A 22,200-nucleotide genomic window follows, 5' to 3' on the forward strand; every position below is an offset into this window, starting at 1 on the left:
TTGGGGATTCATTGCGTCTCGCCTCCCGCCGCGTCCAGCGGCGGAGCCGATCCTCCGCCGGCCTCGCGGGCAAGCGCCGCCAGGAAGGTCTCTGCCCGCGCCACTTCGCGCAGCCGCGCCATGGGCGGCAGGCTGGACCACAGAATCTTACCGTAACCGCGGGTAGCCATGCGCGGATCGCAGATACACAGCACGCCGCGGTCGCGCTCGCTGCGGATGAGCCGTCCCGCGCCCTGTTTGAGCTGGATGGTGGCGCGCGGCAGCTGCAGCAGGGCGAAAGGGGATTCGCCCTGCGCCGCGAGCCGGGCCATGCGCGCGGCGAGCACGGGATCGTCGGGCGGAGCGAACGGCAGCTTGTCGATGATGACGAGCGAGAGCGCCTCACCGGCGACGTCCACCCCTTCCCAGAAACTCTGGCTGCCGACGAGCACGGCGTGCGGCGTGGTGCGAAAGCGTTCGAGCAAGGCATGACGCGATCCTTCGCCCTGCACCAGCACCGTATACCCGGCCCCCAGGCGCGCGCGCAAGCCCTCACCCAGGCGCTGCATCGCCTTGAGCGAGGTGCACAGCACGAACGCCCGCCCTTCGGCGGCACGGATCAGCCGCTCGGCGACTTCCTCCACCGCCGGCAGATGCTGCGGCGAACCCGGCTCCGGCATCCCTTGGGGCACCAGTAACAAAGCCTGGCGGCGATAGTCGAACGGACTCGCCCAGATCCCCTCCTGCACCGGCAGCTCCTCGTCGAACAGCCCCAGGTCGCGGCGAAAATGCGCGAACGACCCAGCCACCGCGAGCGTGGCCGAAGTCATCACCCAGGCCCGCTCCCCGCCGGCAAGGAGCCGGGAAAACGCCGGCCCCGCTTCGATCGGCGTACGGTGCAAGGTGAAGCGCGTGCCCACCGCCTCCACCCAATGCACGAAACGCTCCTCCCCCTCGCCCCACTGGGCGAGCAGGTGCTCCAGCGCTTCGGCCCGAGTCGCGAGCCGCGGCAGGTTCTCGCTGCGTTCCTGCTGGCTTGCCAGCGCTTCGCGCAAGGCCGCCGCGCTCGCCGACAAGGTCTGCAGGGCCGAGGCGAACCCGGCGGCCTGCTCCAGCGCCTGCTGCCGCGGCCAGCGCAGCGTCTCGGCCGGCAGGCTCAGCCGCAGGTCCTTCACCGCCTTGTCGAAGGCGTCGATCGCCTCGCGCAAGGGCCGGAAATCCGGTGCCGCCACCAGCGCCTCCACCCGGGCATCGCGCACGAGCTCGAAGCACTGGCTCGACGCCAGGCTCTCGCCGAAGAACACCGCCGCGAGCTCGGGCAGCTGGTGCGCCTCGTCGAACACCACCAGGTCCGCATCCGGCAAGAGGCCGCCCACCCCCTCGTCGCGCAGCACCAGATCGGAGAAAAAGAGGTGGTGGTTCACCACCACGCACTCGGCCTCCTGCGCCGCGCGCCGCGCCTTCATGAGGAAGCACTCCTGCCAGTGAGGGCAATCCTGGCCGAGGCAGTTGTCACGCGAGGAGGTGGCGAACGTCCAGGCGAAGGCATCCTCGGGCACTTCGGAGCATTCGGCCTTGTCCCCTGAAGCCGTGTGCTGGGCAAAGCGCGCGATGAGCCGCAAGAGCGCGGCGTCCTCGGCGGTGGCGAAGCGGCCGTGGGCGAGATTGCGTTCAAGGTGATAGTGGCAGACGTAGTTCTGGCGCCCCTTGAGGAGCGCCGTGCGCACCGGAATCTTCAACGCCTCCTTCAGGCGCGGCAGGTCGCGGTGAAAGAGCTGATCCTGCAAGGTCTTGGTGCCCGTCGACACGATCACCTTGCGCCCGGAGAGCAAGGCCGGCAGCAGATAGGCGAAGGTCTTGCCGGTGCCGGTACCGGCTTCGGCCAGCAACACCGCCTTCTCCTCGATGGCGCGGGCCACCGCGAGCGCCATCTCGTGCTGCTGCGGCCGATGGACGAACCCGGGAATCGCCGCGGCGAGCCGCCCGCCCGGGCCGAGCTCCTCTTCGATGCGCGCCGCGAGCGTCTCCCCGTCCATCTCCCCTTCCGTCAGTCGGGCCGGTGCGCTTCGGCGAGGTACTCGCGCGTGCGCATCTCGATCAGGCGGCTCGCGGTGCGGGCGAACTCGTGCGCGTTCAAGCCCTCGCGATAGAGCTCCTGCGGCTCGGCCTCGGCGGTGGCGATCAGTTTCACCCGATGATCGTAGAGCACGTCGATGAGCCAGGTGAAGCGCCGCGCCTGCGAGGCCTGCGCCGGCCCCATGCGGGGAATGCCGCTCAGGAGCACCGTGTCGTGCTCGCGCGCGATCTCGAGATAGTCGTTCTGCGAGCGCGGCCCGTCGCACAGCGCCGCGAAGGTGAACCAGACCACGTCCAGGTGCCGGCCGAGATAGGGAATCTCGCGGTCGAAGAGCTCGAGCATGCCGGGCATGGGATCTTGGCCCGTCAGACGCCGGAAGTCCTCCCGCAATTTCGCCTCGTTCTCCGGCGAAGGCGGCACGAGGTAGAGCTCGACGTTCTCCAGGGTACGCAGGCGGTAGTCCGTGCCGGAATCGACCTCCAGCACGTCGAAGGTGCGTTCGATGAGCGCGATGGTAGGCAGAAAATTCACCCGCATGAGCCCGTTGGGATAGAGCCCGTGCGGCGGATAGTTGGAGGTGAATACGAAGACCACGCCGCGTGCGAGCAAGGCTTCCAGGAGCCGCCCCAGAATCATGGCATCGGCGATGTCCGAGACGTGGAATTCGTCGAAACACAGCAGCCGCACCTCGGCGGCGATGTCCTCGGCCACCTTGGCCAAAGGATCGGGCACTTCCCGATGCCGCCGCAAGTCTTCATGCACGCGCTGCATGAAGGCGTGGAAATGCACCCGGCGCTTGGCGGGAAAAGGACAGGCGGCAAAGAACACGTCCATCACGAAGCTCTTGCCGCGCCCCACTCCGCCCCAGAGATAGACGCTGCGCACCGCCGGCTCGGCGGGCATCGCCTCCTTCGGCGCGAAGACGCGGCGCAGAAAGCCCAGCGTCGAGCGCGGCGATCCCACGGGACGCGGCGCTCTGCGCCCGGTGCGGCAGAGTTCTTCACACAGCCGCTGGAGGCGCTCGACGGCGCGGCGCTGCGCCGGATCGGGACGATAACCCCGCTCGGCGAGCGCCGCCTCATAGGCCGCAACGATGTCACCCGCCGCGGCCGCGACCTGCTCGGCCATCAGAAATGCAGCGCCCGGCGATCGACCGCCAGCGCCGCTTCGTGCATCACTTCGGACAGCGTCGGGTGGGCATGGCAAATGCGCGCGATGTCCTCGGACGCCGCACCGAACTCCAGCGCCACCACCGCCTCGGCGATGAGCTCGGAGGCGTTCGCCCCGATGATGTGCACGCCCAGGATGCGATCGGTCTTGGCGCAGGCGATCATCTTGACGAAACCCTGCGGCGCCCCCATACCCAGTGCCCGGCCGTTGGCAAGGAAAGGAACCTTGCCGACGCGATACGCCACGCCCTCGGCCTTGAGCTGATTCTCGGTCTTGCCCACCCAGGCGATCTCGGGTGCGGTGTAGATCACCCAGGGGATGGCGTCGTAATTCACGTGCCCCGCCTGACCGGCGATGCGCTCGGCCACCATCACCCCTTCTTCCATCGCCTTGTGCGCGAGCATGGGGCCGCGCACCACGTCGCCCACGGCCCACACGTTGGGCAGGTTCGTGCGGCAATGATCGTCGACCACGAGCTGGCCCCGTTCATTGACCTGCAACCCGATCACTTCGGCGCCGAGCCCGTCGGTGTTGGGCACGCGCCCCACCGAAACGATGACCCGGTCGGCCTCCAGCGTCTGCTCCTTGCCTTCCTGATCGCGGTAGCGCAAGATCGCCCCGTCACCTTTCACCTCGGCGCCCTCGATGGTGACGCCGAACTGGAACTTGAACCCCTGCTTGGTGAAGAGCGACAGCGCCTCCTTGGCCACGTCCGGATCGGCCGCGGCGAGAAAGTCGGGCAGCGCTTCGAGGATGGTCACTTCCGACCCCAGACGACGCCACACCGACCCCATCTCGAGCCCGATGACACCGGCCCCGACGATGACGAGCCGCTTGGGCACCGATTGCAATTCGAGCGCGCCGACGTTGTCGCACACGATGCGGTTATCCACCGGCAGGTTCGGCAGATGGCGCGCCTTGGAGCCCGTCGCCACGATCACGTGCTTGGCGAGCACTGTCTCCTCGCCCACGCGCACCTGCCAGCTCTCCCCTTCGCGACCGAGAAACTGCCCATGACCGGGCAGCAAGGTCACCTTGTTCTTGCGAAAGAGCCCCTTGATCCCCTGGGTGAGCTGGGTGACGATGCCGGCCTTGCGCTGCATCATCGCCGGCACGTCGATCGCCAGCCCCTGCACACGGATGCCCTGACCCGCAAAGGCGTGGGCCGCCTCCTCATAGAGGTGCGAAGTGTGCAGCAGAGCCTTCGAGGGAATACAGCCCACATTGAGGCAGGTTCCGCCAAGGCGAGGTTCACCCTTGGGGTCGGCATAAGGGTTGGATTCACAGCAGGCAGTTTTGAACCCGAGCTGCGCCGCGCGAATCGCCGCGACGTACCCTCCCGGACCACCGCCGATCACCAAGACGTCGAAACTTTGCATCGATCCTTCCTCCTCATGACGAAAAAGGGGCGGCATGTACCGCCCCCCGCGGCAATCACACTCCAAAGAGCAGGCGCGCCGGATCTTCCAGAGCTTCCTTGATCGTCACGAGTCCCAGCACCGCCTCGCGCCCATCGATGATGCGGTGATCGTAAGACAGGGCGAGGTAGTTGATCGGACGGATCACGATCTGGCCATTTTCGACCACCGGACGGTCTTTGGTGGCATGGATGCCGAGGATGGCCGACTGCGGCGGGTTGATGATCGGCGTGGAGAGCATGGAGCCGAACACCCCGCCGTTGGAGATGGAGAAGGTTCCCCCGGTCAATTCTTCGAGCGACAGACGCCCGTCCTTGGCTTTTTCGGCGAACTCGTTGATCTTTTTCTCGATCTCGGCCATGGAGAGCTGGTCGGCATCACGCAGGATGGGCACCACCAGACCGCGCGGCGAACCGACGGCGATACCGATGTCGATGTAGCCATGATAGATGATGTCGTCGCCATCGACCGAAGCGTTGAGAATGGGGAATTTCTTCAGGGCGGCGCAAGCGGCCTTGACAAAGAAACTCATGAACCCCAGTCGCACGCCGTGTTCCTTCTCGAACTTCTCGCCGTACTTCTTGCGCAGCTCGATGACGGCGGCCATGTTGACCTCGTTGAAGGTGGTCAGCATGGCGTTTTCGTTCTTCGACTTGAGCAGGCGCTCGGCGATGCGCTTGCGCAGCTTGGTCATGGGCACGCGCTGCTCGGGACGCTCCCCGCTCACGGCGACGGGCGGCACGGCGGGCGCAGCGGCCACGGCCGGCTTGGCAGCCGCCGGCTGAGCCGCGAGCGCGTCTTCCTTGGTGATGCGTCCGCCGCGCCCGCTACCGGCGACGCTCTCGGGCGCCACCCCTTTCTCTTCCAGGATCTTGCGCGCGGCGGGGCTCGCCACCGCAGCCGCCGGTGCGGCTTGAGCCGCAGGCTGGGCCGTCGGTGCGGAGGCAGGAGTCGTTGCCGCTTCACCGGCAGCCGGCTTGGCCTCGGTATCGATCTGGGCGATCACCTCGCCGGAGGTCACGGGAGCGCCGTCCCCCTTGAGGATCTTCACCAGCACCCCGTCGGCGGGGGCGGGCGTTTCCAGGACCACTTTGTCGGTCTCGATATCGACGAGGTTCTCGTCGCGGCGGACGAACTCCCCTTCCTTCTTGTGCCAGGCCACCAGCGAGGCTTCGGCCACCGATTCGGACAGCTGCGGCACTTTCACTTCGATCAACATGTCATTCTCCTGACGGTCTGGTGCGACGGCGTGCTCAATCGGCCAGGATCGGGCCAAATGCCCCTTCGATCACGGCTTTTTGTTGCGCCACGTGCTTGGCGAGGTAACCCACGGCAGGGGAAGAACTGGCCGGACGCGCGACGAGCAGCAGCCGGCGGCCGCGCCCGAGCTCGTTCTTCAGGTGCTGGCGCGACAGCAGCCAGTACCACACGCCCTGGTTGCGCGGTTCTTCCTGCACCCAGACGAGTTCCTTGGCCTGGGCGAAAGGCTTGAGGGCGGCGTTGAGCGCCTCGGCCGGGAAGGGATAGAGTTGCTCCAGCCGGATGATGGCCGTATCGTCGATCCCCTTCTCGCGCCGGTAAGCGAGCAACTCGTAATAGATCTTGCCCTGGCACAACAGTACGCGTTTGACCTTTTTCGGCGCGAGCTCTTCGACTTCGCCGATCACGGTCCGATAGCCGCCGCGCAGGAAGTCTTCCATCGGGGAAGCAGCTTCTTTCAGGCGCAACAGCGATTTGGGCGTGAACACCACGAGGGGCTTGCGCACGCGCCGCAGCATCTGGCGGCGCAGCAGATGGAAGATCTGCGCCGCATTGGTGGGCACACACACCTGCCAGTTGCGCTCGGCCGACAGCTGCAAGTAGCGCTCGATGCGCGCCGAAGAGTGCTCCGGCCCTTGTCCTTCATAGCCGTGCGGCAGCAGCAAGGTGAGCCCGCACAAGCGCCCCCATTTGGCTTCGCCGGAGGCGATGAACTGGTCGATCACCACCTGTGCGCCGTTGGCGAAGTCGCCGAACTGGGCCTCCCAGATGGTGAGCTGATTCGGCTCGGTGATGGCGTAGCCATAATCGAAGCCCAACGTCCCTTCTTCCGAGAGGGTGGAGTCATAGACGTAGAACGGCGCCTGCCCTTCCTGGATGTTCTGCAGCGGAACGTAAGTACCTTCGTCGCGTCGCTCGCGGTTCTGGTCGTGCAGCACCGCGTGGCGATGGAAGAAGGTACCGCGCCCCACGTCTTCGCCCGACAGGCGCACGCCGAACCCCTGAGCCACGAGGGAAGCATAGGCGAGGTTCTCGCCGAACCCCCAGTCGGCCGGGAGCTCGCCGCGCCCCATCGCCCGCCGGTCCTCGATGATCTTCTGCACCCGCGGATGCAAGGCGAAGCCCTCGGGGATCGTGGTGAGCCGTTCGGCCAGGCGTCGATATTCGGCCGCGGGAATGGACGTGTCACACTCGTCGGTATAGGGTTGACCGATGAAAGGCGTCCAGTCGATCGCGTGCTTGCGCACCACGTTGGCCACGACGGGGTTATAGAGGAGTTCGCCCCGGTCGAGATGTTCGCGGTATTCCTGGATGTAGCGCTCGGGGTCGTCCGGGGCGATCACCCCGCTCTGCACGAGGTAATCGGCATAGAGCTTGCGCGTGCCCGGATGCTGCCGGATACGGCGATACATCAGCGGCTGGGTCACGGCCGGCTCGTCCTGCTCGTTGTGTCCGAGCTTGCGGAAACACACGACGTCGACCACCACGTCTTTCTTGAACTCCTTGCGGAATTCCATGGCGAGCTGCATCACGAAGGCCACCGCCTCGGGGTCGTCGCCGTTGACGTGGAAGATGGGCGCCTCCGCCATCTTGAAGATGTCGGTGCAGTAGGTGGAGGAGCGCAGGTCGCGCGGATCGGACGTGGTAAAGCCGATCTGGTTGTTGATGACGATGTGCACCGCGCCGCCCACGCCATAGCCGCGCGTCTGGGCGAAATTGAGCACCTCCTGGTTTACCCCTTGCCCCGCCACCGCCGCGTCGCCGTGGATGATGATCGGCACGACCTGATCCCTGGCTTCGGCCGGGTCGCGGCGCTGCTGGCGGGCGTAAGTCGAGCCGAGCACGACGGGGTTGACGATCTCGAGATGCGAGGGGTTGAACATGAGCGAGAGGTGCACCGGCCCGCCCGGGGTGAGCACGTCGCTCGAAAAACCCATGTGGTACTTCACGTCGCCGGCGGTGAGCTCCTCGGCTTTCTTGCCTTCGAATTCGGCAAAGAGCATGGCCGGCGGTTTGCCCAGGACATTGACCAGCACGTTGAGACGCCCGCGGTGCGCCATGCCGATGACGACTTCCTGCGCGCCATGCCGGCCGGCCACGCGGATCGCCTCGTCGAGCGCCACGAGGGCCGACTCACCCCCTTCGAGCGAGAAACGCTTCTGGCCGACGTAGCGGGTGTGCAGATAACGCTCCAGGGTTTCGGCCGCGGTGAGCCGCTCGAGGATGCGCTTCTGCTGATCGGCCGTGAGTTTCGCCTTGCCATGCACCGGCTCGAAGCGCGCCTGCAGCCAGCGCTTCTGGGCCGTGTCGGTGATGTACATGTATTCGACGCCCACGGTGCGGCAATACGTCTGACGCAGCGCATCGAGGATCTCGCGCAGCGTGGCCGTCTGCTTCTCGAGCCCGCGGAAAGAGCCGACGTTGAACTCGCGATTGAGGTCGGCTTCCGTGAGCCCGTAGGTAGCCGGCTCGAGTTCCTCGACGCGCGGTTTCTCGTGCATCTTCAGGGGATCGATGTCGGCGACGCGGTGCCCGAGGAAACGGTGCGCGTTGATGAGCTGCAGCACGCCCACCTGGCGCTGGCCATCGTCGGTACCTGCTTTGAGGTAACGCACCGGCCCCATCTTGGCCATTTGCTCGAACGCGGCGCGGATCGGAGCGTGCGGCACTTCCTGCTCCGGACCCGGCCCCTGACGCAGGGCGTCGAAATAGCGCCGCCACTCTTCGGGGACCGACTGCGGATCGACGAGATAGTGCTCGTAGAGCTCCTCGATGAAAGGGGCGTTGGCCCCGAAAAGGACGGTCGTGTCCTGGAATTCCTTGTACATGGGGATCTCCCTTTCAGGCCTGGGCCTGGGTTCCTGTCATACGGCGGCTCATCCCCGAGCGTCGAGCGGTACGACGTTGCGACGCGACGCACCGACATAGAGCTGACGCGGACGACCGATCTTGTATTCGGGATCGGTGATCATTTCTTCCCACTGCGTGAACCACCCCACCGTGCGCGCCAGCGCGAAGATGCAGGTGAACATCGAGGTCGGGATGCCGATGGCGCGTTGCACGATGCCGGAGTAGAAGTCCACGTTGGGATAGAGTTTCTTCTCGACGAAATATTCGTCTTCCAATGCGATTTTTTCGAGGGCGAGCGCGAGCTTGAAGAGACGATCGTTCTCCAGGCCCAGCTCCTGCAGCACCTCGTAGCAGATCTTGCGCATGAGCTTGGCGCGAGGGTCGTAGTTTTTGTAGACGCGGTGACCGAAGCCCATGAGCTTGAAGGGATCGTTCTTGTCCTTGGCACGCTTGATGTATTCGCCCACGCGAGAGACGTCGCCGATCTCCTCGAGCATGCGCAGACAGGCTTCGTTGGCGCCGCCGTGCGCCGGCCCCCACAGGCAGGCGATGCCGGCGGAAATACAGGCGAAGGGGTTCGCTCCCGACGAACCAGCCAGGCGCACCGTGGAGGTGGAGGCGTTCTGCTCGTGGTCGGCGTGCAGCGTGAAAATGACGTCCATCGCCCGCACGAGCACCGGATTGGGCTCGTACTTCTCGCAGGGTGTACCGAACATCATGTGCAGGAAGTTGGCGGCGTAAGGCAAGTCGTTGCGCGGGTACATGAAGGGTTGTCCCACGTTGTACTTGTAGGCCATCGCCACGATGGTGGGCATCTTGGCCACCAGGCGGATGAAAGAGATCATGCGATGCTCGGCGTCATTGAAGTCGAGCACGTCGTGATAGAAGGCCGAGAGCGCGCCGACCACCCCGACCATCACCGCCATGGGGTGTGCATCCCGGCGAAAGCCGGTGAAGAAACGGTGCATCTGGTCATGCAGCATGCTGTGACGCCGCACGCGGGTGTCGAAATCTTCCAACTGGGCCTTGGTGGGCAGCTCGCCGTTGCGCAGCAGATAGGCGACTTCGATGAAGGAGCACTGTTCGGCCAGTTGCTCGATGGGATAGCCGCGATAGAGGAGTTCGCCCTTGTCGCCATCGATGTAGGTGATGGAAGAACGGCAGCTCGCGGTCGAGAGAAAACCGGGGTCGTAGGTGAAATGCCCGGTCTCGCTGCCGAGCTTGCGGATGTCGATCACGTCGTTGCCGAGCGTGCCCGAGAGAATGGGATAGTGATATTCCTTGCCGTCGATGACGAGCGTCGCTTTGCGTTCCGTGCTCATACTTTTTCTCCTTGGTTTTCGTGGGTTCCGGGCCCATTCTCACCCAACAGGCGCGTGCGCCGATGCACCCTCACGCCGCGCAGTTTTTCGACCATCGCACGCCAGCGCGGCTGCGGGATGGGACGAGTACCATTGACGAGGGCCCACAGTTCGTGGTCTTCCAGTGCCAGCAGCTCTTCGAGAATCGCGAGTTCTTCGTCGCCGAGCCGGTCGAACTCGACCGCCAGGAAATCCTGGAAGATGAGGTCGAGTTCGAGCAGGGCCCGCCGACAATGCCAGCGGATCCGTCCCTTGGGGCTCGTCATACCGCACGCGAGACCATCAGCTCCTTGATCTTGCCGATGGCCTTGGTGGGGTTGAGATGCTTGGGACAGACGTCGACGCAGTTCATGATCGTATGGCAGCGGAAGAGCCGATACGGATCGTTGAGATCGTCGAGCCGCTGGTTGGTGGCCGTGTCGCGCGTATCGGCGATGAAGCGATAGGCGTTCAACAACCCGGCCGGGCCGACGAACTTGTCCGGATTCCACCAGAACGATGGACAAGAGGTCGAGCAGCACGCGCACAGGATGCATTCATAGACGCCGTTCAGCTCCTCGCGCTCCTCGGGCGTTTGCAAGCGCTCGCGCTCGGGCGGAGGATCGTCGTTGATGAGATACGGCGTGATCGAATGGTACTGCTTGAAGAACTGCGTCATGTCGACGATGAGATCTCGGATCACCGGCAGGCCCGGCAACGGACGCAGCACGATGGGTTGCGCCAGGCTGTCGATGTCGGTGAGGCAGGCCAGACCGTTCTTGCCGTTGATGTTCATCGCATCCGACCCGCACACCCCTTCGCGACAGGAGCGGCGGAAAGAGAGCGAATCGTCCTTGGCCTTGACGCGCACGAGCGCCTGCAGCAGCTTCTTGTCGGTCGGTTCGAGCTCGACCGAAATGTCTTGCATGTAGGGTTTCTGATCCTTGTCGGGATCGTAGCGATAGATGCGGAATTGCACCACTCGGGTCATGGTCGATTCTCCCGCCGGTCAGTACGTGCGCTTGGCGAGCGCGATGGGTTGGGTGTCGGGGTTGAGCGGCTTGAGATTGACCGGCTTGTACTCGAGCCGGTTGCCGTCGCGGAACCACAGGGTGTGTTTGAGCCACTCTTTGTCGTTGCGCCCGTTGGGAAATTCGGGCGTATCGGGACAATCGTCGCGCACGTGCGCTCCGCGGGATTCCTTGCGCGCCGCGGCCGAGATCATCGTCGCCTTGGCCACCTCGATGAGGTTCTCGAGCTCGAGCGCCTCCATGCGCGCCGTGTTCCATACTTTGGAATGGTCGCGGATGGCCGTACGACGTACCCGTTCCTCGACCGCGAGGATCTTCTGCACCCCTTCCTCGAGCATGTCTTTGAAGCGGAAGACGCCCGCATGTTTCTGCATCGTGCGCTGCAGCTCGAGCAGCACGTCGGCCACCGGCTCGCCTTCTTTCTGGTTCTCGAGGCGCGCCAGACGCGCGAGGCTCACCTCGGCCGCATCCTTGGGCAGCTCGCGCAAAGTCAGGTTACCGCTCTTGATGTCGGCCACGGCGGTTTCGGCCGACGCCTTGCCGAAGACGAGCAGGTCGAGCAGCGAGTTGGTCCCCAGGCGGTTGGCGCCATGCACCGAAGCACAGGCGCACTCGCCGGCGGCATAGAATCCGGGCACCGGCACGTTGGGGTCACCGTCTTTGGGCACCACCACCTGACCACGATAATTGGTCGGAATACCGCCCATCATGTAATGGCAAGTGGGCACCACCGGGATCGGCTCCTTGATCGGATCGACGCCGGCGAACTGGATGGCGATCTCGCGGATGCCCGGCAGCCGCTTCATGATGATCTCGGGCGAGAGGTGCGTGATGTCGAGCAGGACATAGTCCTTGTTCGGCCCACAGCCGCGCCCCTCGTTGATCTCGGTGACCATGGCACGGGCAACGACGTCGCGCGAGGCCAGATCCTTGAGGTTGGGCGCGTAGCGCTCCATGAAGCGCTCGCCGTTGCAATTGCGCAGGATGCCGCCTTCGCCGCGCACCCCTTCGGTGATGAGCACGCCGGCGCCGGCAACGCCCGTGGGGTGGAATTGCCAGAACTCCATGTCTTCGAGCGGAATTCCCGCGCGAGCGGCCATCCCCAACCCGTCACCGGTATTGATGAAGGCGTTGGTGGAGGAATGATAGATGCGCCCCGCCCCGCCGGTGGCGAAGATGGTGGCCTTGGCGTGGAAAATCGCCACTTCGCCCGTCTCGAGTTCGAGCGCCGTAACGCCGAGCACATGCCCCTCGCTGTCGCGGATGAGGTCGAGCGCCATCCATTCGACGAAGAAGTGGGTGCGCGCGCGCACGTTGCGCTGGTAGAGCGCATGCAGCATCGCGTGCCCGGTGCGGTCGGCCGCGGCACAGGAGCGCATCACCGGCGCCTCACCGTAGTTCATGGAATGCCCGCCGAAGGGACGCTGATAAATCTTGCCCTCGTCGGTACGGTCGAACGGCATGCCGAAGTGCTCGAGCTCGATCACGACCTCGTTGGCCTTGCGCACCATGAACTCGATCGCGTCCTGGTCACCCAGCCAGTCGGACCCCTTGACGGTGTCGTACATGTGCCAGTGCCAATGATCCGGCGTGGAGTTGCCCAGCGAGGCGGCCACTCCGCCCTGCGCCGCCACGGTGTGCGAGCGCGTGGGGAACACCTTGGTGAGCACCGCCGTGCGCAACCCCGCCTCGGCCAGTTGCAGCGCTGCGCGCAGGCCGGCGCCACCGGCACCGACGATCACGGCATCGAAGGTATGCTTCGCGACTTTCACGGTCAGAGTCTCCACAGGATTTTGGCCGCCCAGCCGGCATAACCGACGAGCAGGAAGAGCGTGACGAGATGCAGCGCCAGGCGCAGACCCAGCGGCTTGACGTAATCCATCCAGATGTCACGCACGCCGACCCACGCGTGATAGGCGAGCGACATGAAGAAAAGGAAGGTGAGGAAGCGCATCAGGCCGCCCGAAAAGAGCGCCGACCAATGCGCATAATCCATCTTCGGCAGCGTGAGCGCCGCGAAGGCGAACACGATGGTGTAGAGCGCCATGTAGGTGGCGGTGGCACGCTGGGCGAGCCAGTCGCGCAGACCGTAGTGGGCGCCGACGACGAGACGTTTCACCATAGCCAGACTCCCAGGATCACGGTGAGGGTGAGGCTGACGATCAGCACCAGCCGCGCACTCTGACGCGCCTGCTCGAGCTCGATCCCCTTGTGCAGATCGAGCAGCAGGAAGCGGATGCCGGCGCAGAAGTGGTGCAGGTAGGCCCACAGCAGGCCGAAGAGGATCAGCTTCACCAGCGGATGGCCGACGATCGCCTTGTACGTGGCGAAGGTCTCGGGTGAAGACACGCTCAAGTCGAACAGATACAACAGGAACGGCAACAGCAGGAACAACCCGGCCCCGCTGATCCGATGCAGGATCGAGACGATCCCCGGCAACGGCAGCCGAATTTCCCGCACGTCGAGAAACTTGGGCCGCGCCTTTCGTGCCACGCTTGCTTCGCTCATCGCGCTTGCTCCCTTGGTCACACATACGCGCCCGCCCCGGCGGACGCACCCTCGAAAAAACGGCGCTCGCCGACCCGACTCAGGTCAGCTCGTTGTGGTAATGGTATTGCGTGGTGAGATAGCGCCCCCGGCGCCATTCCACCGGCCGATCGTTGTAAGTATAAGTCACGCGTTCCACCGATAAAAGCGGCGTCCCCTCCTTTACGCCCAGGGTTTCGGCGGCCATGCGGTCGGCGGCCACGGCACGGATGCGCTCCTCGGCCCGCAGCATGCGCACGCCGAAACGCGTCTCGAAGAAACTGTAGAGCGAGCCTTTCCACTCCTTGAGCGTATCGAGCGTGAGCCCCTCGAACACCTCGCCCGGAAGATAGATTTCGTCGAGCACCACGGGCTTGCCCGAAAATTTCAATACCCGCCTGAGGATGATGATAGGATCGCCCACGGGGATTTGTAGCACACGCGCCGCCTCTTGCCCCGCCTTGGCGCGCCAGCAGTCGAGCGGCACGCTCTGCGGCTGGGTCAGGCTGCCGTCGTCGGGCACGAGCCGGAGGAAGCGGAAGAACTGGCGCGGATCGTGGTGCGAGACCACGAAAGTACCTTTGCCCTGCTTGCGCACGAGCACGTTCTCCGCGGCCAGCTCATCGACCGCCTTGCGCACGGTGCCTTGGGAAACACCGAAACGGGCCGCCAACTCCTGCTCGCTGGGAATGGCCTCGCCCGGTCGCCATTCGCCGGATTCCAGCGCCTGGACGATCAACGATTTGATCTGCCGATACAACGGACTGAAGGTGGGTGCATTCGAGGCCATGTTTGTTATTTCAGCACAAAAAAGATAGGACGTCTACCATGTCCACCGTCTTATATAAGATATAAGACATGGATTGACAAGCATTGATCACCAGACTAGGATTCCAAGGTTATCGTCCACCACGGAGAGCACCGATGAGCAAAGCCCCCGTTCGCGTCGCCGTCACCGGCGCCGCCGGTCAGATCGGCTACAGCCTGCTGTTCCGCATCGCCAGCGGAGAAATGCTGGGCAAAGATCAACCCGTCATTCTACAGCTGCTCGACCTGCCCCAGGCGCAAAAAGCGGTCAAGGGCGTGATGATGGAACTCGAAGACTGCGCCTTTCCGCTGCTCGCTGGCATGATCGCCACCGACGATCCCAACGTTGCATTCAAGGATGCCCAGATCGCCCTGCTCGTGGGCGCACGCCCGCGCGGTCCCGGTATGGAGCGCAAGGATCTGCTCTCCGAGAACGCCAAGATCTTCACCGTGCAGGGCAAGGCGATCGCCGAACACGCCAATCCCGACTGCAAGGTGCTGGTGGTCGGCAACCCCTGCAATACCAACGCCTACATCGCGATGAAGACCGCCGAGAAAGTCGGTCGCATCCCCTCCAAGAACTTCACCGCCATGCTGCGGCTGGACCACAACCGGGCGCTCGCCCAGCTGGCAATCAAGACCGGCCGGCCGGTGTCGAGCTTCGAGCACATCGTCGTCTGGGGCAACCACTCCCCCACCATGTACCCCGACTATCGCTTCTGCACCTCCAACGGCGAGTCGGTCAAGGATCTCATCAACGACGAAACCTGGTACCGCGAAGTCTTCATCCCCACGGTCGGCAAGCGCGGCGCCGCCATCATCGAGGCGCGCGGTCTCTCTTCGGCCGCCTCCGCCGCCAACGCTGCCATCGACCACATCCGTGACTGGTGGCTGGGCACGAACGGCCGCTGGGTGACGATGGGCGTGCCCTCCGATGGTTCCTACGGCATCCCCGAAGGCATCATTTTCGGTTTCCCCTGTGTGTGCGAGAACGGCGAATACCGCATCGTCCAAGGGCTGCCGATCGACGACTTCTCCCGCGAGCGCATCCTCGTCACGCTCAACGAGCTCCTCGAAGAGCGTGAAGGCGTCAAGGATCTCCTCGGCTGAGGCAAACCCCGCCCAAAGCGTGTATCATGAAGGCACGGGCCGCCCGTCGCGGCCACGTGCCTTTTTCCATCTCCGCGTTCATCTCCGCGCCATGACCCAATCCAAGTTGCTGCGCCCCGCCCAGGTCCTTTTCGAACACGAACGCGAACTGCCCGACATCCCGGCCGTGGATCACTACGCAGGAAGCGAGAAGTTCATGCGCCGAGCGCTGGCCTTGCAGGCCGACATGGGGCCCGTGTTCGACGTCACGCTCGATTGTGAAGACGGCGCACCTGCCGGCAACGAAAAGGCCCACGCAAAGATGTGCGCCGAGCTCGTCGCCTCGAACGAAAACCGCCACGGCCGCGTCGGTGTACGCATCCACGACCTCACCCACCCGCATTGGCTGCGTGATCTGGAAACCATCCTGCCGATCGCCGCCTCTCGCCTTGCCTACCTCACCGTGCCCAAAGTGCGTTCAGCGCGCGACGTGCGCACCGTCCGCGAGGCGATGCGTCCGCTCCTGCCACCCGGCACTCGCCCCCCGCCGCTGCACGTGCTCATCGAGACGCCGGAAGCCTTGGCCGAGGTCATGCGCATTGCCCGTGAGCCGGGCGTGGAATGCCTCGACTTCGGTCTGATGGATTTCGTCTCCTCACACCGCGGCGCCATCGGAGCAGAGGCGATGCGCTCGCCCATGCAATTCGAGCACCCCCTGATTCGCCGCGCCAAGGCCGAGATCTCGGCCGCCGCCCATGCCGCGGCCATCGTGCCAGCGCACAACGTGTGCACCGAGCTCGAGGATGTTTCCCTCGTCTATGCCGACGCCCATCGCGCCCGCACCGAATTCGCCTTCCTGCGCATGTGGAGCATCCACCCCAACCAGATCCGCCCCATCCTCGAAGCGATGCAGCCCAGCGCCACGGAGATCGAAGACGCGGTGCGTATCCTCGGCGCCGCCCAAGACGCCGCCTGGGGCCCGATCCGTGACCAAGGTCGGCTTCACGATCGCGCCTCCTACCGCTATTATTGGTCGGTGCTGCAACGCGCCCGTCGTACCGGCATCGCACTCACCAACGACGTCCTGCATCGCTTTTTCGGATCCGACTCGTGAATCGCCCAACCCCCTTCGCGCAACGGCGCTTTCCCCGCTGGATCGTTCCCTTGCTCCTGTCGCTGCCGATGGCAGGCGCCAACGCCCAATCCTATTATCCGCAGCTTTCCGAGGATGAATTCCGCGCCTGCCTCGAGCGCCTCGCCCCCGAAGCCGAGCAACGCGGCATTCCTGCCGACCGATTCCTCTCCCTCACCGCCGCACTCAGCCCCGACCCGAGCGTAATCGCCCGTCTGGATCGTCAGCCAGAATTCGTCACGCCCATCTGGCAGTATCTCGCCAATCTCGTCGATGGCCGACGCATCCAAACGGCCCAGGACAAGCTGCGCGAGAATGAAGGCTTGCTGCGCTACGTCGAAGCCACCTACGACGTCGACGCTGAGCTCCTCGTCGCTTTCTGGGCGGTGGAGAGCAATTTCGGACAAAATCTCGGTCGCGACGACCTGCTGCAATCGCTCGCCACCCTGTCGTGCTTCGGCAGACGCCAAAACTACTTTCGCCCCGAATTCCTCACGGCGGTCAATATCCTGGAGCGGGGCGACACGGGGCAGGCGCGACTGCGCGGTTCATGGGCCGGCGCCTTCGGACAGACGCAATTCATGCCCAGCACCTTCGAGCGCTATGCCGTCGATTTCGACGGCGACGGCAAGCGTGATCTCTATCACTCCCTGCCCGACATCTTCGCTTCCACCGCCAATTTCCTGAAACAGGCCGGCTGGCGCCGCGGAGAACCCTGGGCGATCGAAGTCGTACTGCCGCCCTCGTTCAATGCCCAGCTCGCCGGCCGCACGAAAAAACGCCCGACGAACGAATGGCTCGCCATGGGCCTTACCCGCGCCGATGGCAAGCCCTGGCCGCGCGCTTTGCCGGAAAAAGCCGCACTGCTTTTGCCTGCCGGCCGCCAAGGTCCGGCGCTGCTGGCTTTTCCCAACTACGACGCGATCTTTCGCTACAACGCGGCCGAATCCTACGCCCTGGCGATCGGCCTCCTCTACGACGCGCTGAAAGATCCCCTGAAAGCCGCCCGGTTCGATCCCAAGCAGCCGTTCGTCCAGCCCTGGCCCACCGACGATCCGCCGCTCACCCGTTCGGAAACGCTGGAGTTGCAAGAACGACTCTCCGCCCTGGGCTATGATCCGGGCAACATCGATGGCGTGGCCGGCTCCCAGACGCGGGAGGCACTGAGCCGTTTCCAACAGGAATGCGGCGGCCAAACCCTCGAAGCCGACGGCTGGCCCGGCACGAAGGCGCTGGAACAACTGCGGCGCTTCGAGGGCGGTTGCAACAAAACGCATTGACACCAAAGCAGGCCCATTGCGCTTCGCTTCGTTCGCCGTGATCGACTCACGAAAGGACTTTCACCTCCAAGAGTGCGCCCGTGCCGGGCGCACCAAAAAAAAGAAGCCACCCCGTGGGGTGGCTTCTCTGCTGCCAGGCGGTCCAACGTCCCGCCGCGGCGGGGCAGACGTCAGGCCTTCTGAATGTTCGACGCTTGCTTGCCTTTCGGCCCTTGCGTGACTTCGAAGCTGACTTTCTCGCCTTCCTTCAGGGTTTTGAAGCCGGGCATGTTGATCGCGGAGAAATGCGCGAACAGATCCTCACCGCCATCATCGGGGGTGATGAAGCCGAACCCTTTGGAATCGTTGAACCACTTGACAGTACCAGTTGCCATGATGAAGCTTCCTTCGTTACTACTCTATTGAAACGGGCCGGATGACCCACGGTGTGCCGAGCAGGAATCGCGAATCTCCGCAAGCGGTGAAGACGATGCGCGCTTCGAACACTGTCGCTACGATACGCGCCTTTTACCCCCACGTCAATACATTTTTCAGCGTGCGCGCAATTTTTTTACGTCAGCGCGCGCAGCAGCTTCACTGTGGCGAAACCGCCTGCCGTGGCCAGGAGCGATCCGCCCACATGCAGCACCATCGCAACGAGCGCGAGCACGAATCGTCCGTGCTGCAGCAGGGCGAAGACTTCGGCGCTGAAGGTGGAGAACGTGGTCAGACCGCCACAGAATCCCGTGGTCAGGAAAAGGCGCCACGCCGCCGGGATTCCCGGCCAGGTCGAGAATACCGCGATCGCCGCCCCGATCACGAACCCGCCGATCAGGTTCGCCGCGAGCGTCCCCGGGGGCAGTTCGGGAAACCAGGCATTGAGCCGCACACCCAGCTGCCAGCGCAACAAAGCTCCCAAGGCCGCGCCCAGGGCGATTGCCGCGGCTTGCGTCAGCACGCCCCCACCGTTCATCATGTTCTCCTGATGCCACAGGCTTGATCTTGCCGCGCGTCGATAGCCCCTGTTATCATTCCCCGCATGAGACTCACCCCTGCCCAAATCGAACGCATCCGCTCCCTCGTGACCGAACTCGCCGGAGCTCAGGCCACCGTGCGGCTCTTCGGCTCCCGGCTCGATGACTCAGCCCGCGGCGGCGATGTCGACCTGCTCGTCGAAGTCGTGGAACCGGTTGCCGAACCGGCCCTGCTCGCCGCCCGCATCGCAGGCCGGATAAGCCGCCTGCTCGATGGCCGCAAGGTGGACGTCGTGCTCGCTGCGCCGAACCTGAAAGAGCTTCCGATCCATCACGTCGCCCGCCGCGAAGGAATCATCCTGTGATCGCCGATCGCCGCGCCGCCGAACGCTTGCAGCAGTTGCTGCAACTGGCCGAACGTGAGCTCGCCCATCTTCTCCTCACCGACCAGCGCCTCTTCTCCAAGCCCTTTACCACCGCCAGGGCGCTGCAGCTGGAAACCGATCCCGACCTCGCCGAACGCGTCGATGCGTTCGTCGCCCGCTTCGGGCGCCTACAAGATACGTTGGGCGACAAAGCTCTGCCTGCCTATCTGGTCGCACACGGAGAGCGCATCGCCACCTTCATCGACAACCTCGACCGCGCCGAACGACTCGGTCTGATCCGCGATGCCCAACAGTGGATGGACATGCGCAAGTTGCGCAATCTCATGATTCACGAATACGTCGAGGATCCGGCGATGCTCGCCTCGGCGCTGCAAGCCGCCCACGATTTCGTGGCCGAGCTTGCCGCCGTGGTCGAACGTTTGCGCTTGGCCACTTCCTAATCCCCGCCCTCCTTCTCCCGCCGGCGCCAACGTCGGCGAAGCGGCGTTCCCTCTCCGGCGGCGGCGTGGATTTCGGCCATGCGGCGCAGCTGCGCCGCCACGGCCTCATTGACCGTGCGTGGCCGGCCGGTGGGAATACGCCCGTCGGGAGCACCGGCGGGCATACCGGTGAGCAAGGCCATTGCCTCGTCTACCGTGTCTACCGCCCAGATCGCGAATTTCCCTGCCCGTACGGCTTCGACCACTTCCTCGCGCAGCATCAGGTGGCGCACGTTGCCCCGCGGGATGATCACCCCTTGCTCGCCGGTCAGCCCTCGGCGAGCGCACAGGGTGAAGAACCCTTCGATCTTCTCGTTCACCCCGCCGATCACCTGGACTTCGCCGAACTGATTGACCGAACCGGTCACTGCCATCCCCTGCGCGAGCGGCAGCCCGGAGATGGCCGACAGCAATGCACACAGCTCGGCGAGCGAGGCCGAATCGCCCTCGACGAAGGCATAGGATTGCTCCATCACCAGGCTCGCCGACAGCGACAGCGGCTGATGGCGTCCGAAGCGCCCGGCAAGGAAGGAGGCGAGGATCATCACCCCCTTGGAGTGAATGGCACCGCCGAGTTCGGTCTCGCGCTCGATGTCGACCACCTCGCCCTCACCGCCCAAGCGCACCGTGGCGGTGATGCGCACCGGATAGCCGTAGCTTTGATGCGCGACGTCGACCACCACCAGGCCATTGATCTGCCCGGCCCTCGCGCCCTCGGTGGAAATGAGGAGTTCCCCCTCGAGCATCGCCTCGATCGTCTCCTCGGCGTGGCGCGCAAGGCGCCGCTCACGCGCCGCCACCGCCGCGCGCACGGCTTCCACTGTAATCTCCTGCGCTGCGTCGGCGTGCGACAGGGCGTCGGCCTCCCGCAGCAGATCCACCAGAGTCCGCGTGCGCAAGGTGAGCCGATGGGCATGCTCGGCCTCGCGGGCAGCCTGATCGAGCACGGCCGCGAGTGCCGCGGCCGACGGCGGACGCAAGGCATTCTCGCGCGCCAGATGCAGCAGCAATCGCGCCATGCTCGCCTCGGTTTCGAGCGTGCGCGGCACGTCGTCGGCCGCCTCGGCCGGAATCTTGAAGAGATCCTGGAAATCGTCGTCCAAATCGAACAAGGCATGGAAGGTCTCGGCCGAGCCGATGAGCACCACCTTGAGCGGACAATCGATCGGCTCGGGCTCCAGCATGCGCACGCTGCCCCAACCGGCCGCCTCGGGCGGCGGTTCGATACGCACCTCGCGCCGCTGAAGGGCTCGCTTCAAGGCGTCCCACGCCGCCGGCTGGGCCAGCAGCCGCTCGGCATCGAGCAGAAGAAAGCCGCCCCGCGCACGCGCGAGCGCCCCGGCGCGAATCAACTGGAAATGCGTGATGCGCTCACCGAGCTGCTGCAGCGTCTCGACCCAACCCACGAGATTGGCGTAGCTCGGGTTGTCTTCGAACACCACCGGGGCGCCCTCACCGGCCTCGTGCGCCACCAGCACGTGGATCTGGTAGCGGATGAGGGGAGAAAATGCGGCATTGCGCCCGCCCTCTTCGTCGTCCTCCAGCCACTCGCGCTCACCATCGAGGATGTCGCGCTCGATTTCGTCGAGCAGGCCGATCACCGCGGACAAACCGGCGTATTTCTCCCGCAAAGGGGTGAGCAGATGCCGTACCACCGGCTCGAGCGCTTCCCGTTCCGCTCGCCGGATCGCGCTGTAGAGCGCTTCTCGCCAGGCGGGGAATTCGTCGAGTACCTCGAGCAAACGCTGGCGCCAGCGCTCCACCGCCTGCTCGATGCGCGCCTTCTCCTTAGCCGAGAGAGCCTCGTAGCGCTCGGGCGCGAGCGGCTCGCCCGCCTCGTCCACCGGGACGAAGGCCCAGCCATCGCCGGTCTGCAGCAGTTTGAGCCGATCCTCGGCGCACGCCTGCACGATCGCTTCGATCGCCCGGCTCTCGCGCTCCTTGTGCGCCGATTCCAGCGCATCGATCCGCTCCTGATGGGCTTTCGCCTCGAAGGCCGCGTTTACCGCCGGCTCGAGCTGGCGCGTGAAATTCTGCAAGTCGTCGGCAAGCCTGCGCGCCGTGCCCGCGGGAAGTTTGAGCAGGCGCGGCCGTTGCGGATCGGAGAAATCGTAACGATAGGCGAGATCTTCCGGCGCCGGCAGGCGGCGAGCCGCCTCTCCGATGTGGTGCAAGGCGATCGCGTGCCGCCCCGTGCCCGGCAGGCCGAAGAGAAACACGTGATAGCCGCCCACGTGATTCATCGCCAGAGCAAAGCGCAGCGCCTCCTCGGCCCGTTCCTGCCCCAGTCCCACGGGCACCGCCTCGCCCGGCTCGGCCAGCACCGCCGCGATCACGGCCGGATCCGTTACCCGGCGTAAAGACTGCGCCGGCAAGCGATGATGCGCCCGCCGCATTTCCCCTGCGAATTCGTCCATCGCGCG

Annotated in this window: 20 protein-coding genes; 5 read left to right on the top strand and 15 right to left on the bottom strand. The window is 64.9% G+C overall.

All coding sequences use genetic code 11. The annotated features are described in order from the left end of the window. Positions 1-8: 8 nt before the first annotated feature. From yoaA to H607_RS0104675, 12 genes are all read right to left on the bottom strand, one after another. Positions 9-2,015, bottom strand: coding sequence for a DNA repair helicase YoaA (gene yoaA / locus H607_RS11755; RefSeq protein WP_051240663.1), 2,007 nt, complete (start codon positions 2,013-2,015; stop codon positions 9-11). A gap of 11 nt (positions 2,016-2,026) precedes the next feature. Beyond that, positions 2,027-3,184, bottom strand: coding sequence for a cell division protein ZapE (gene zapE, locus H607_RS0104625; RefSeq protein ID WP_028874462.1), 1,158 nt, complete (start codon positions 3,182-3,184; stop codon positions 2,027-2,029). After that, positions 3,184-4,605, bottom strand: coding sequence for a dihydrolipoyl dehydrogenase (lpdA, locus tag H607_RS0104630; protein WP_028874463.1), 1,422 nt, complete (start codon positions 4,603-4,605; stop codon positions 3,184-3,186). Before lpdA ends, zapE begins: the two co-directional genes overlap by 1 nt. Positions 4,606-4,660: 55 nt before the next feature. After that, entirely contained in the window at positions 4,661-5,863 is a 1,203-nt protein-coding gene (gene odhB, locus H607_RS0104635; RefSeq protein WP_028874464.1) for a 2-oxoglutarate dehydrogenase complex dihydrolipoyllysine-residue succinyltransferase, read from the bottom strand. A gap of 34 nt (positions 5,864-5,897) precedes the next feature. After that, positions 5,898-8,732 (bottom strand): 2-oxoglutarate dehydrogenase E1 component, encoded by a 2,835-nt coding sequence (locus H607_RS0104640; RefSeq protein WP_028874465.1) that lies wholly within the window; start codon positions 8,730-8,732, stop codon positions 5,898-5,900. A 48-nt stretch (positions 8,733-8,780) separates the two neighbouring features. Beyond that, on the bottom strand, positions 8,781-10,076 hold the full coding sequence (gene gltA, locus H607_RS0104645) for a citrate synthase (RefSeq protein ID WP_028874466.1): 1,296 nt from the start codon (positions 10,074-10,076) through the stop codon (positions 8,781-8,783). After that, positions 10,073-10,381 carry an FAD assembly factor SdhE gene (locus H607_RS11760; protein WP_083961937.1) on the bottom strand — a complete coding sequence of 103 codons (309 nt, stop codon included), beginning with the start codon at positions 10,379-10,381 and terminating at the stop codon, positions 10,073-10,075. Before H607_RS11760 ends, gltA begins: the two co-directional genes overlap by 4 nt. Then, the gene (locus tag H607_RS0104655; RefSeq protein WP_028874467.1) at positions 10,378-11,085 is read right to left on the bottom strand and encodes a succinate dehydrogenase iron-sulfur subunit; all 708 of its coding nucleotides are present in this window, start codon (positions 11,083-11,085) and stop codon (positions 10,378-10,380) included. The genes H607_RS11760 and H607_RS0104655 overlap by 4 nt, the downstream gene beginning before the upstream one ends. Positions 11,086-11,103: 18 nt before the next feature. Beyond that, a complete protein-coding gene (sdhA, locus tag H607_RS0104660) occupies positions 11,104-12,897 on the bottom strand; it encodes a succinate dehydrogenase flavoprotein subunit (protein ID WP_028874468.1) in 1,794 nt (597 codons plus the stop codon). Between the two features lie 2 nt (positions 12,898-12,899). Continuing rightward, the gene (gene sdhD / locus H607_RS0104665) at positions 12,900-13,247 is read right to left on the bottom strand and encodes a succinate dehydrogenase, hydrophobic membrane anchor protein (RefSeq protein WP_028874469.1); all 348 of its coding nucleotides are present in this window, start codon (positions 13,245-13,247) and stop codon (positions 12,900-12,902) included. Further along, a complete protein-coding gene (gene sdhC / locus H607_RS0104670; RefSeq protein ID WP_028874470.1) occupies positions 13,241-13,633 on the bottom strand; it encodes a succinate dehydrogenase, cytochrome b556 subunit in 393 nt (130 codons plus the stop codon). Before sdhC ends, sdhD begins: the two co-directional genes overlap by 7 nt. Before the next feature lie 79 nt (positions 13,634-13,712). Continuing rightward, positions 13,713-14,441: a GntR family transcriptional regulator gene (locus H607_RS0104675; protein ID WP_028874471.1), complete on the bottom strand. Its 729-nt coding sequence runs from the start codon at positions 14,439-14,441 to the stop codon at positions 13,713-13,715. 134 nt (positions 14,442-14,575) lie between these two features. On the opposite strand from H607_RS0104675, the gene H607_RS0104680 reads away from it, so the two are divergent. The 3 genes from H607_RS0104680 to H607_RS0104690 all read left to right on the top strand — a co-directional run bounded on the left by H607_RS0104680 (position 14,576) and on the right by H607_RS0104690 (position 17,959). Further along, positions 14,576-15,568 carry a malate dehydrogenase gene (locus H607_RS0104680; protein ID WP_028874472.1) on the top strand — a complete coding sequence of 331 codons (993 nt, stop codon included), beginning with the start codon at positions 14,576-14,578 and terminating at the stop codon, positions 15,566-15,568. 91 nt (positions 15,569-15,659) lie between these two features. Continuing rightward, complete coding sequence (locus H607_RS0104685; protein ID WP_028874473.1) at positions 15,660-16,661, top strand: HpcH/HpaI aldolase/citrate lyase family protein; 1,002 nt, start codon at positions 15,660-15,662, stop codon at positions 16,659-16,661. A 68-nt stretch (positions 16,662-16,729) separates the two neighbouring features. Continuing rightward, positions 16,730-17,959, top strand: coding sequence for a lytic murein transglycosylase (locus H607_RS0104690; RefSeq protein WP_037989695.1), 1,230 nt, complete (start codon positions 16,730-16,732; stop codon positions 17,957-17,959). Positions 17,960-18,129: 170 nt separating this feature from the next. Here the strand turns inward: H607_RS0104690 and H607_RS0104695 are convergent, their stop codons facing one another. Beyond that, positions 18,130-18,333, bottom strand: coding sequence for a cold-shock protein (locus H607_RS0104695; RefSeq protein ID WP_028874475.1), 204 nt, complete (start codon positions 18,331-18,333; stop codon positions 18,130-18,132). 176 nt (positions 18,334-18,509) lie between these two features. Beyond that, a complete protein-coding gene (gene crcB, locus H607_RS0104700) occupies positions 18,510-18,914 on the bottom strand; it encodes a fluoride efflux transporter CrcB (protein ID WP_245563169.1) in 405 nt (134 codons plus the stop codon). A gap of 63 nt (positions 18,915-18,977) precedes the next feature. On the opposite strand from crcB, the gene H607_RS0104705 reads away from it, so the two are divergent. Both H607_RS0104705 and H607_RS0104710 read left to right on the top strand, forming a co-directional pair. Beyond that, positions 18,978-19,277: a nucleotidyltransferase domain-containing protein gene (locus tag H607_RS0104705; protein WP_028874477.1), complete on the top strand. Its 300-nt coding sequence runs from the start codon at positions 18,978-18,980 to the stop codon at positions 19,275-19,277. Next, positions 19,274-19,738 carry a nucleotidyltransferase substrate binding protein gene (locus tag H607_RS0104710; RefSeq protein WP_028874478.1) on the top strand — a complete coding sequence of 155 codons (465 nt, stop codon included), beginning with the start codon at positions 19,274-19,276 and terminating at the stop codon, positions 19,736-19,738. Before H607_RS0104705 ends, H607_RS0104710 begins: the two co-directional genes overlap by 4 nt. Here the strand turns inward: H607_RS0104710 and H607_RS0104715 are convergent. Next, positions 19,735-22,194 (bottom strand): Lon protease family protein, encoded by a 2,460-nt coding sequence (locus tag H607_RS0104715; protein WP_088178693.1) that lies wholly within the window; start codon positions 22,192-22,194, stop codon positions 19,735-19,737. The two genes, H607_RS0104710 and H607_RS0104715, sit on opposite strands and share 4 nt — an antisense overlap. Positions 22,195-22,200 lie beyond the last annotated feature (6 nt).

This window comes from Tepidiphilus margaritifer DSM 15129, assembly GCF_000425565.1.
GTDB lineage: Bacteria > Pseudomonadota > Gammaproteobacteria > Burkholderiales > Rhodocyclaceae > Tepidiphilus > Tepidiphilus margaritifer.

What these genes read in the sequence shown, in the direction of transcription:
- yoaA (WP_051240663.1), bottom strand. Translation starts at nt 2,015, where the DNA reads ATGGACGGGGAGACGCTCGCGGCGCGCATCGAAGAGGAGCTCGGCCCG.
- zapE (WP_028874462.1), bottom strand. Translation starts at nt 3,184, where the DNA reads ATGGCCGAGCAGGTCGCGGCCGCGGCGGGTGACATCGTTGCGGCCTAT.
- lpdA (WP_028874463.1), bottom strand. Translation starts at nt 4,605, where the DNA reads ATGCAAAGTTTCGACGTCTTGGTGATCGGCGGTGGTCCGGGAGGGTAC.
- odhB (WP_028874464.1), bottom strand. Translation starts at nt 5,863, where the DNA reads ATGTTGATCGAAGTGAAAGTGCCGCAGCTGTCCGAATCGGTGGCCGAA.
- H607_RS0104640 (WP_028874465.1), bottom strand. Translation starts at nt 8,732, where the DNA reads ATGTACAAGGAATTCCAGGACACGACCGTCCTTTTCGGGGCCAACGCC.
- gltA (WP_028874466.1), bottom strand. Translation starts at nt 10,076, where the DNA reads ATGAGCACGGAACGCAAAGCGACGCTCGTCATCGACGGCAAGGAATAT.
- H607_RS11760 (WP_083961937.1), bottom strand. Translation starts at nt 10,381, where the DNA reads ATGACGAGCCCCAAGGGACGGATCCGCTGGCATTGTCGGCGGGCCCTG.
- H607_RS0104655 (WP_028874467.1), bottom strand. Translation starts at nt 11,085, where the DNA reads ATGACCCGAGTGGTGCAATTCCGCATCTATCGCTACGATCCCGACAAG.
- sdhD (WP_028874469.1), bottom strand. Translation starts at nt 13,247, where the DNA reads ATGGTGAAACGTCTCGTCGTCGGCGCCCACTACGGTCTGCGCGACTGG.
- sdhC (WP_028874470.1), bottom strand. Translation starts at nt 13,633, where the DNA reads ATGAGCGAAGCAAGCGTGGCACGAAAGGCGCGGCCCAAGTTTCTCGAC.
- H607_RS0104675 (WP_028874471.1), bottom strand. Translation starts at nt 14,441, where the DNA reads ATGGCCTCGAATGCACCCACCTTCAGTCCGTTGTATCGGCAGATCAAA.
- H607_RS0104680 (WP_028874472.1), top strand. Translation starts at nt 14,576, where the DNA reads ATGAGCAAAGCCCCCGTTCGCGTCGCCGTCACCGGCGCCGCCGGTCAG.
- H607_RS0104685 (WP_028874473.1), top strand. Translation starts at nt 15,660, where the DNA reads ATGACCCAATCCAAGTTGCTGCGCCCCGCCCAGGTCCTTTTCGAACAC.
- H607_RS0104690 (WP_037989695.1), top strand. Translation starts at nt 16,730, where the DNA reads ATGGCAGGCGCCAACGCCCAATCCTATTATCCGCAGCTTTCCGAGGAT.
- H607_RS0104695 (WP_028874475.1), bottom strand. Translation starts at nt 18,333, where the DNA reads ATGGCAACTGGTACTGTCAAGTGGTTCAACGATTCCAAAGGGTTCGGC.
- crcB (WP_245563169.1), bottom strand. Translation starts at nt 18,914, where the DNA reads ATGATGAACGGTGGGGGCGTGCTGACGCAAGCCGCGGCAATCGCCCTG.
- H607_RS0104705 (WP_028874477.1), top strand. Translation starts at nt 18,978, where the DNA reads ATGAGACTCACCCCTGCCCAAATCGAACGCATCCGCTCCCTCGTGACC.
- H607_RS0104715 (WP_088178693.1), bottom strand. Translation starts at nt 22,194, where the DNA reads ATGGACGAATTCGCAGGGGAAATGCGGCGGGCGCATCATCGCTTGCCG.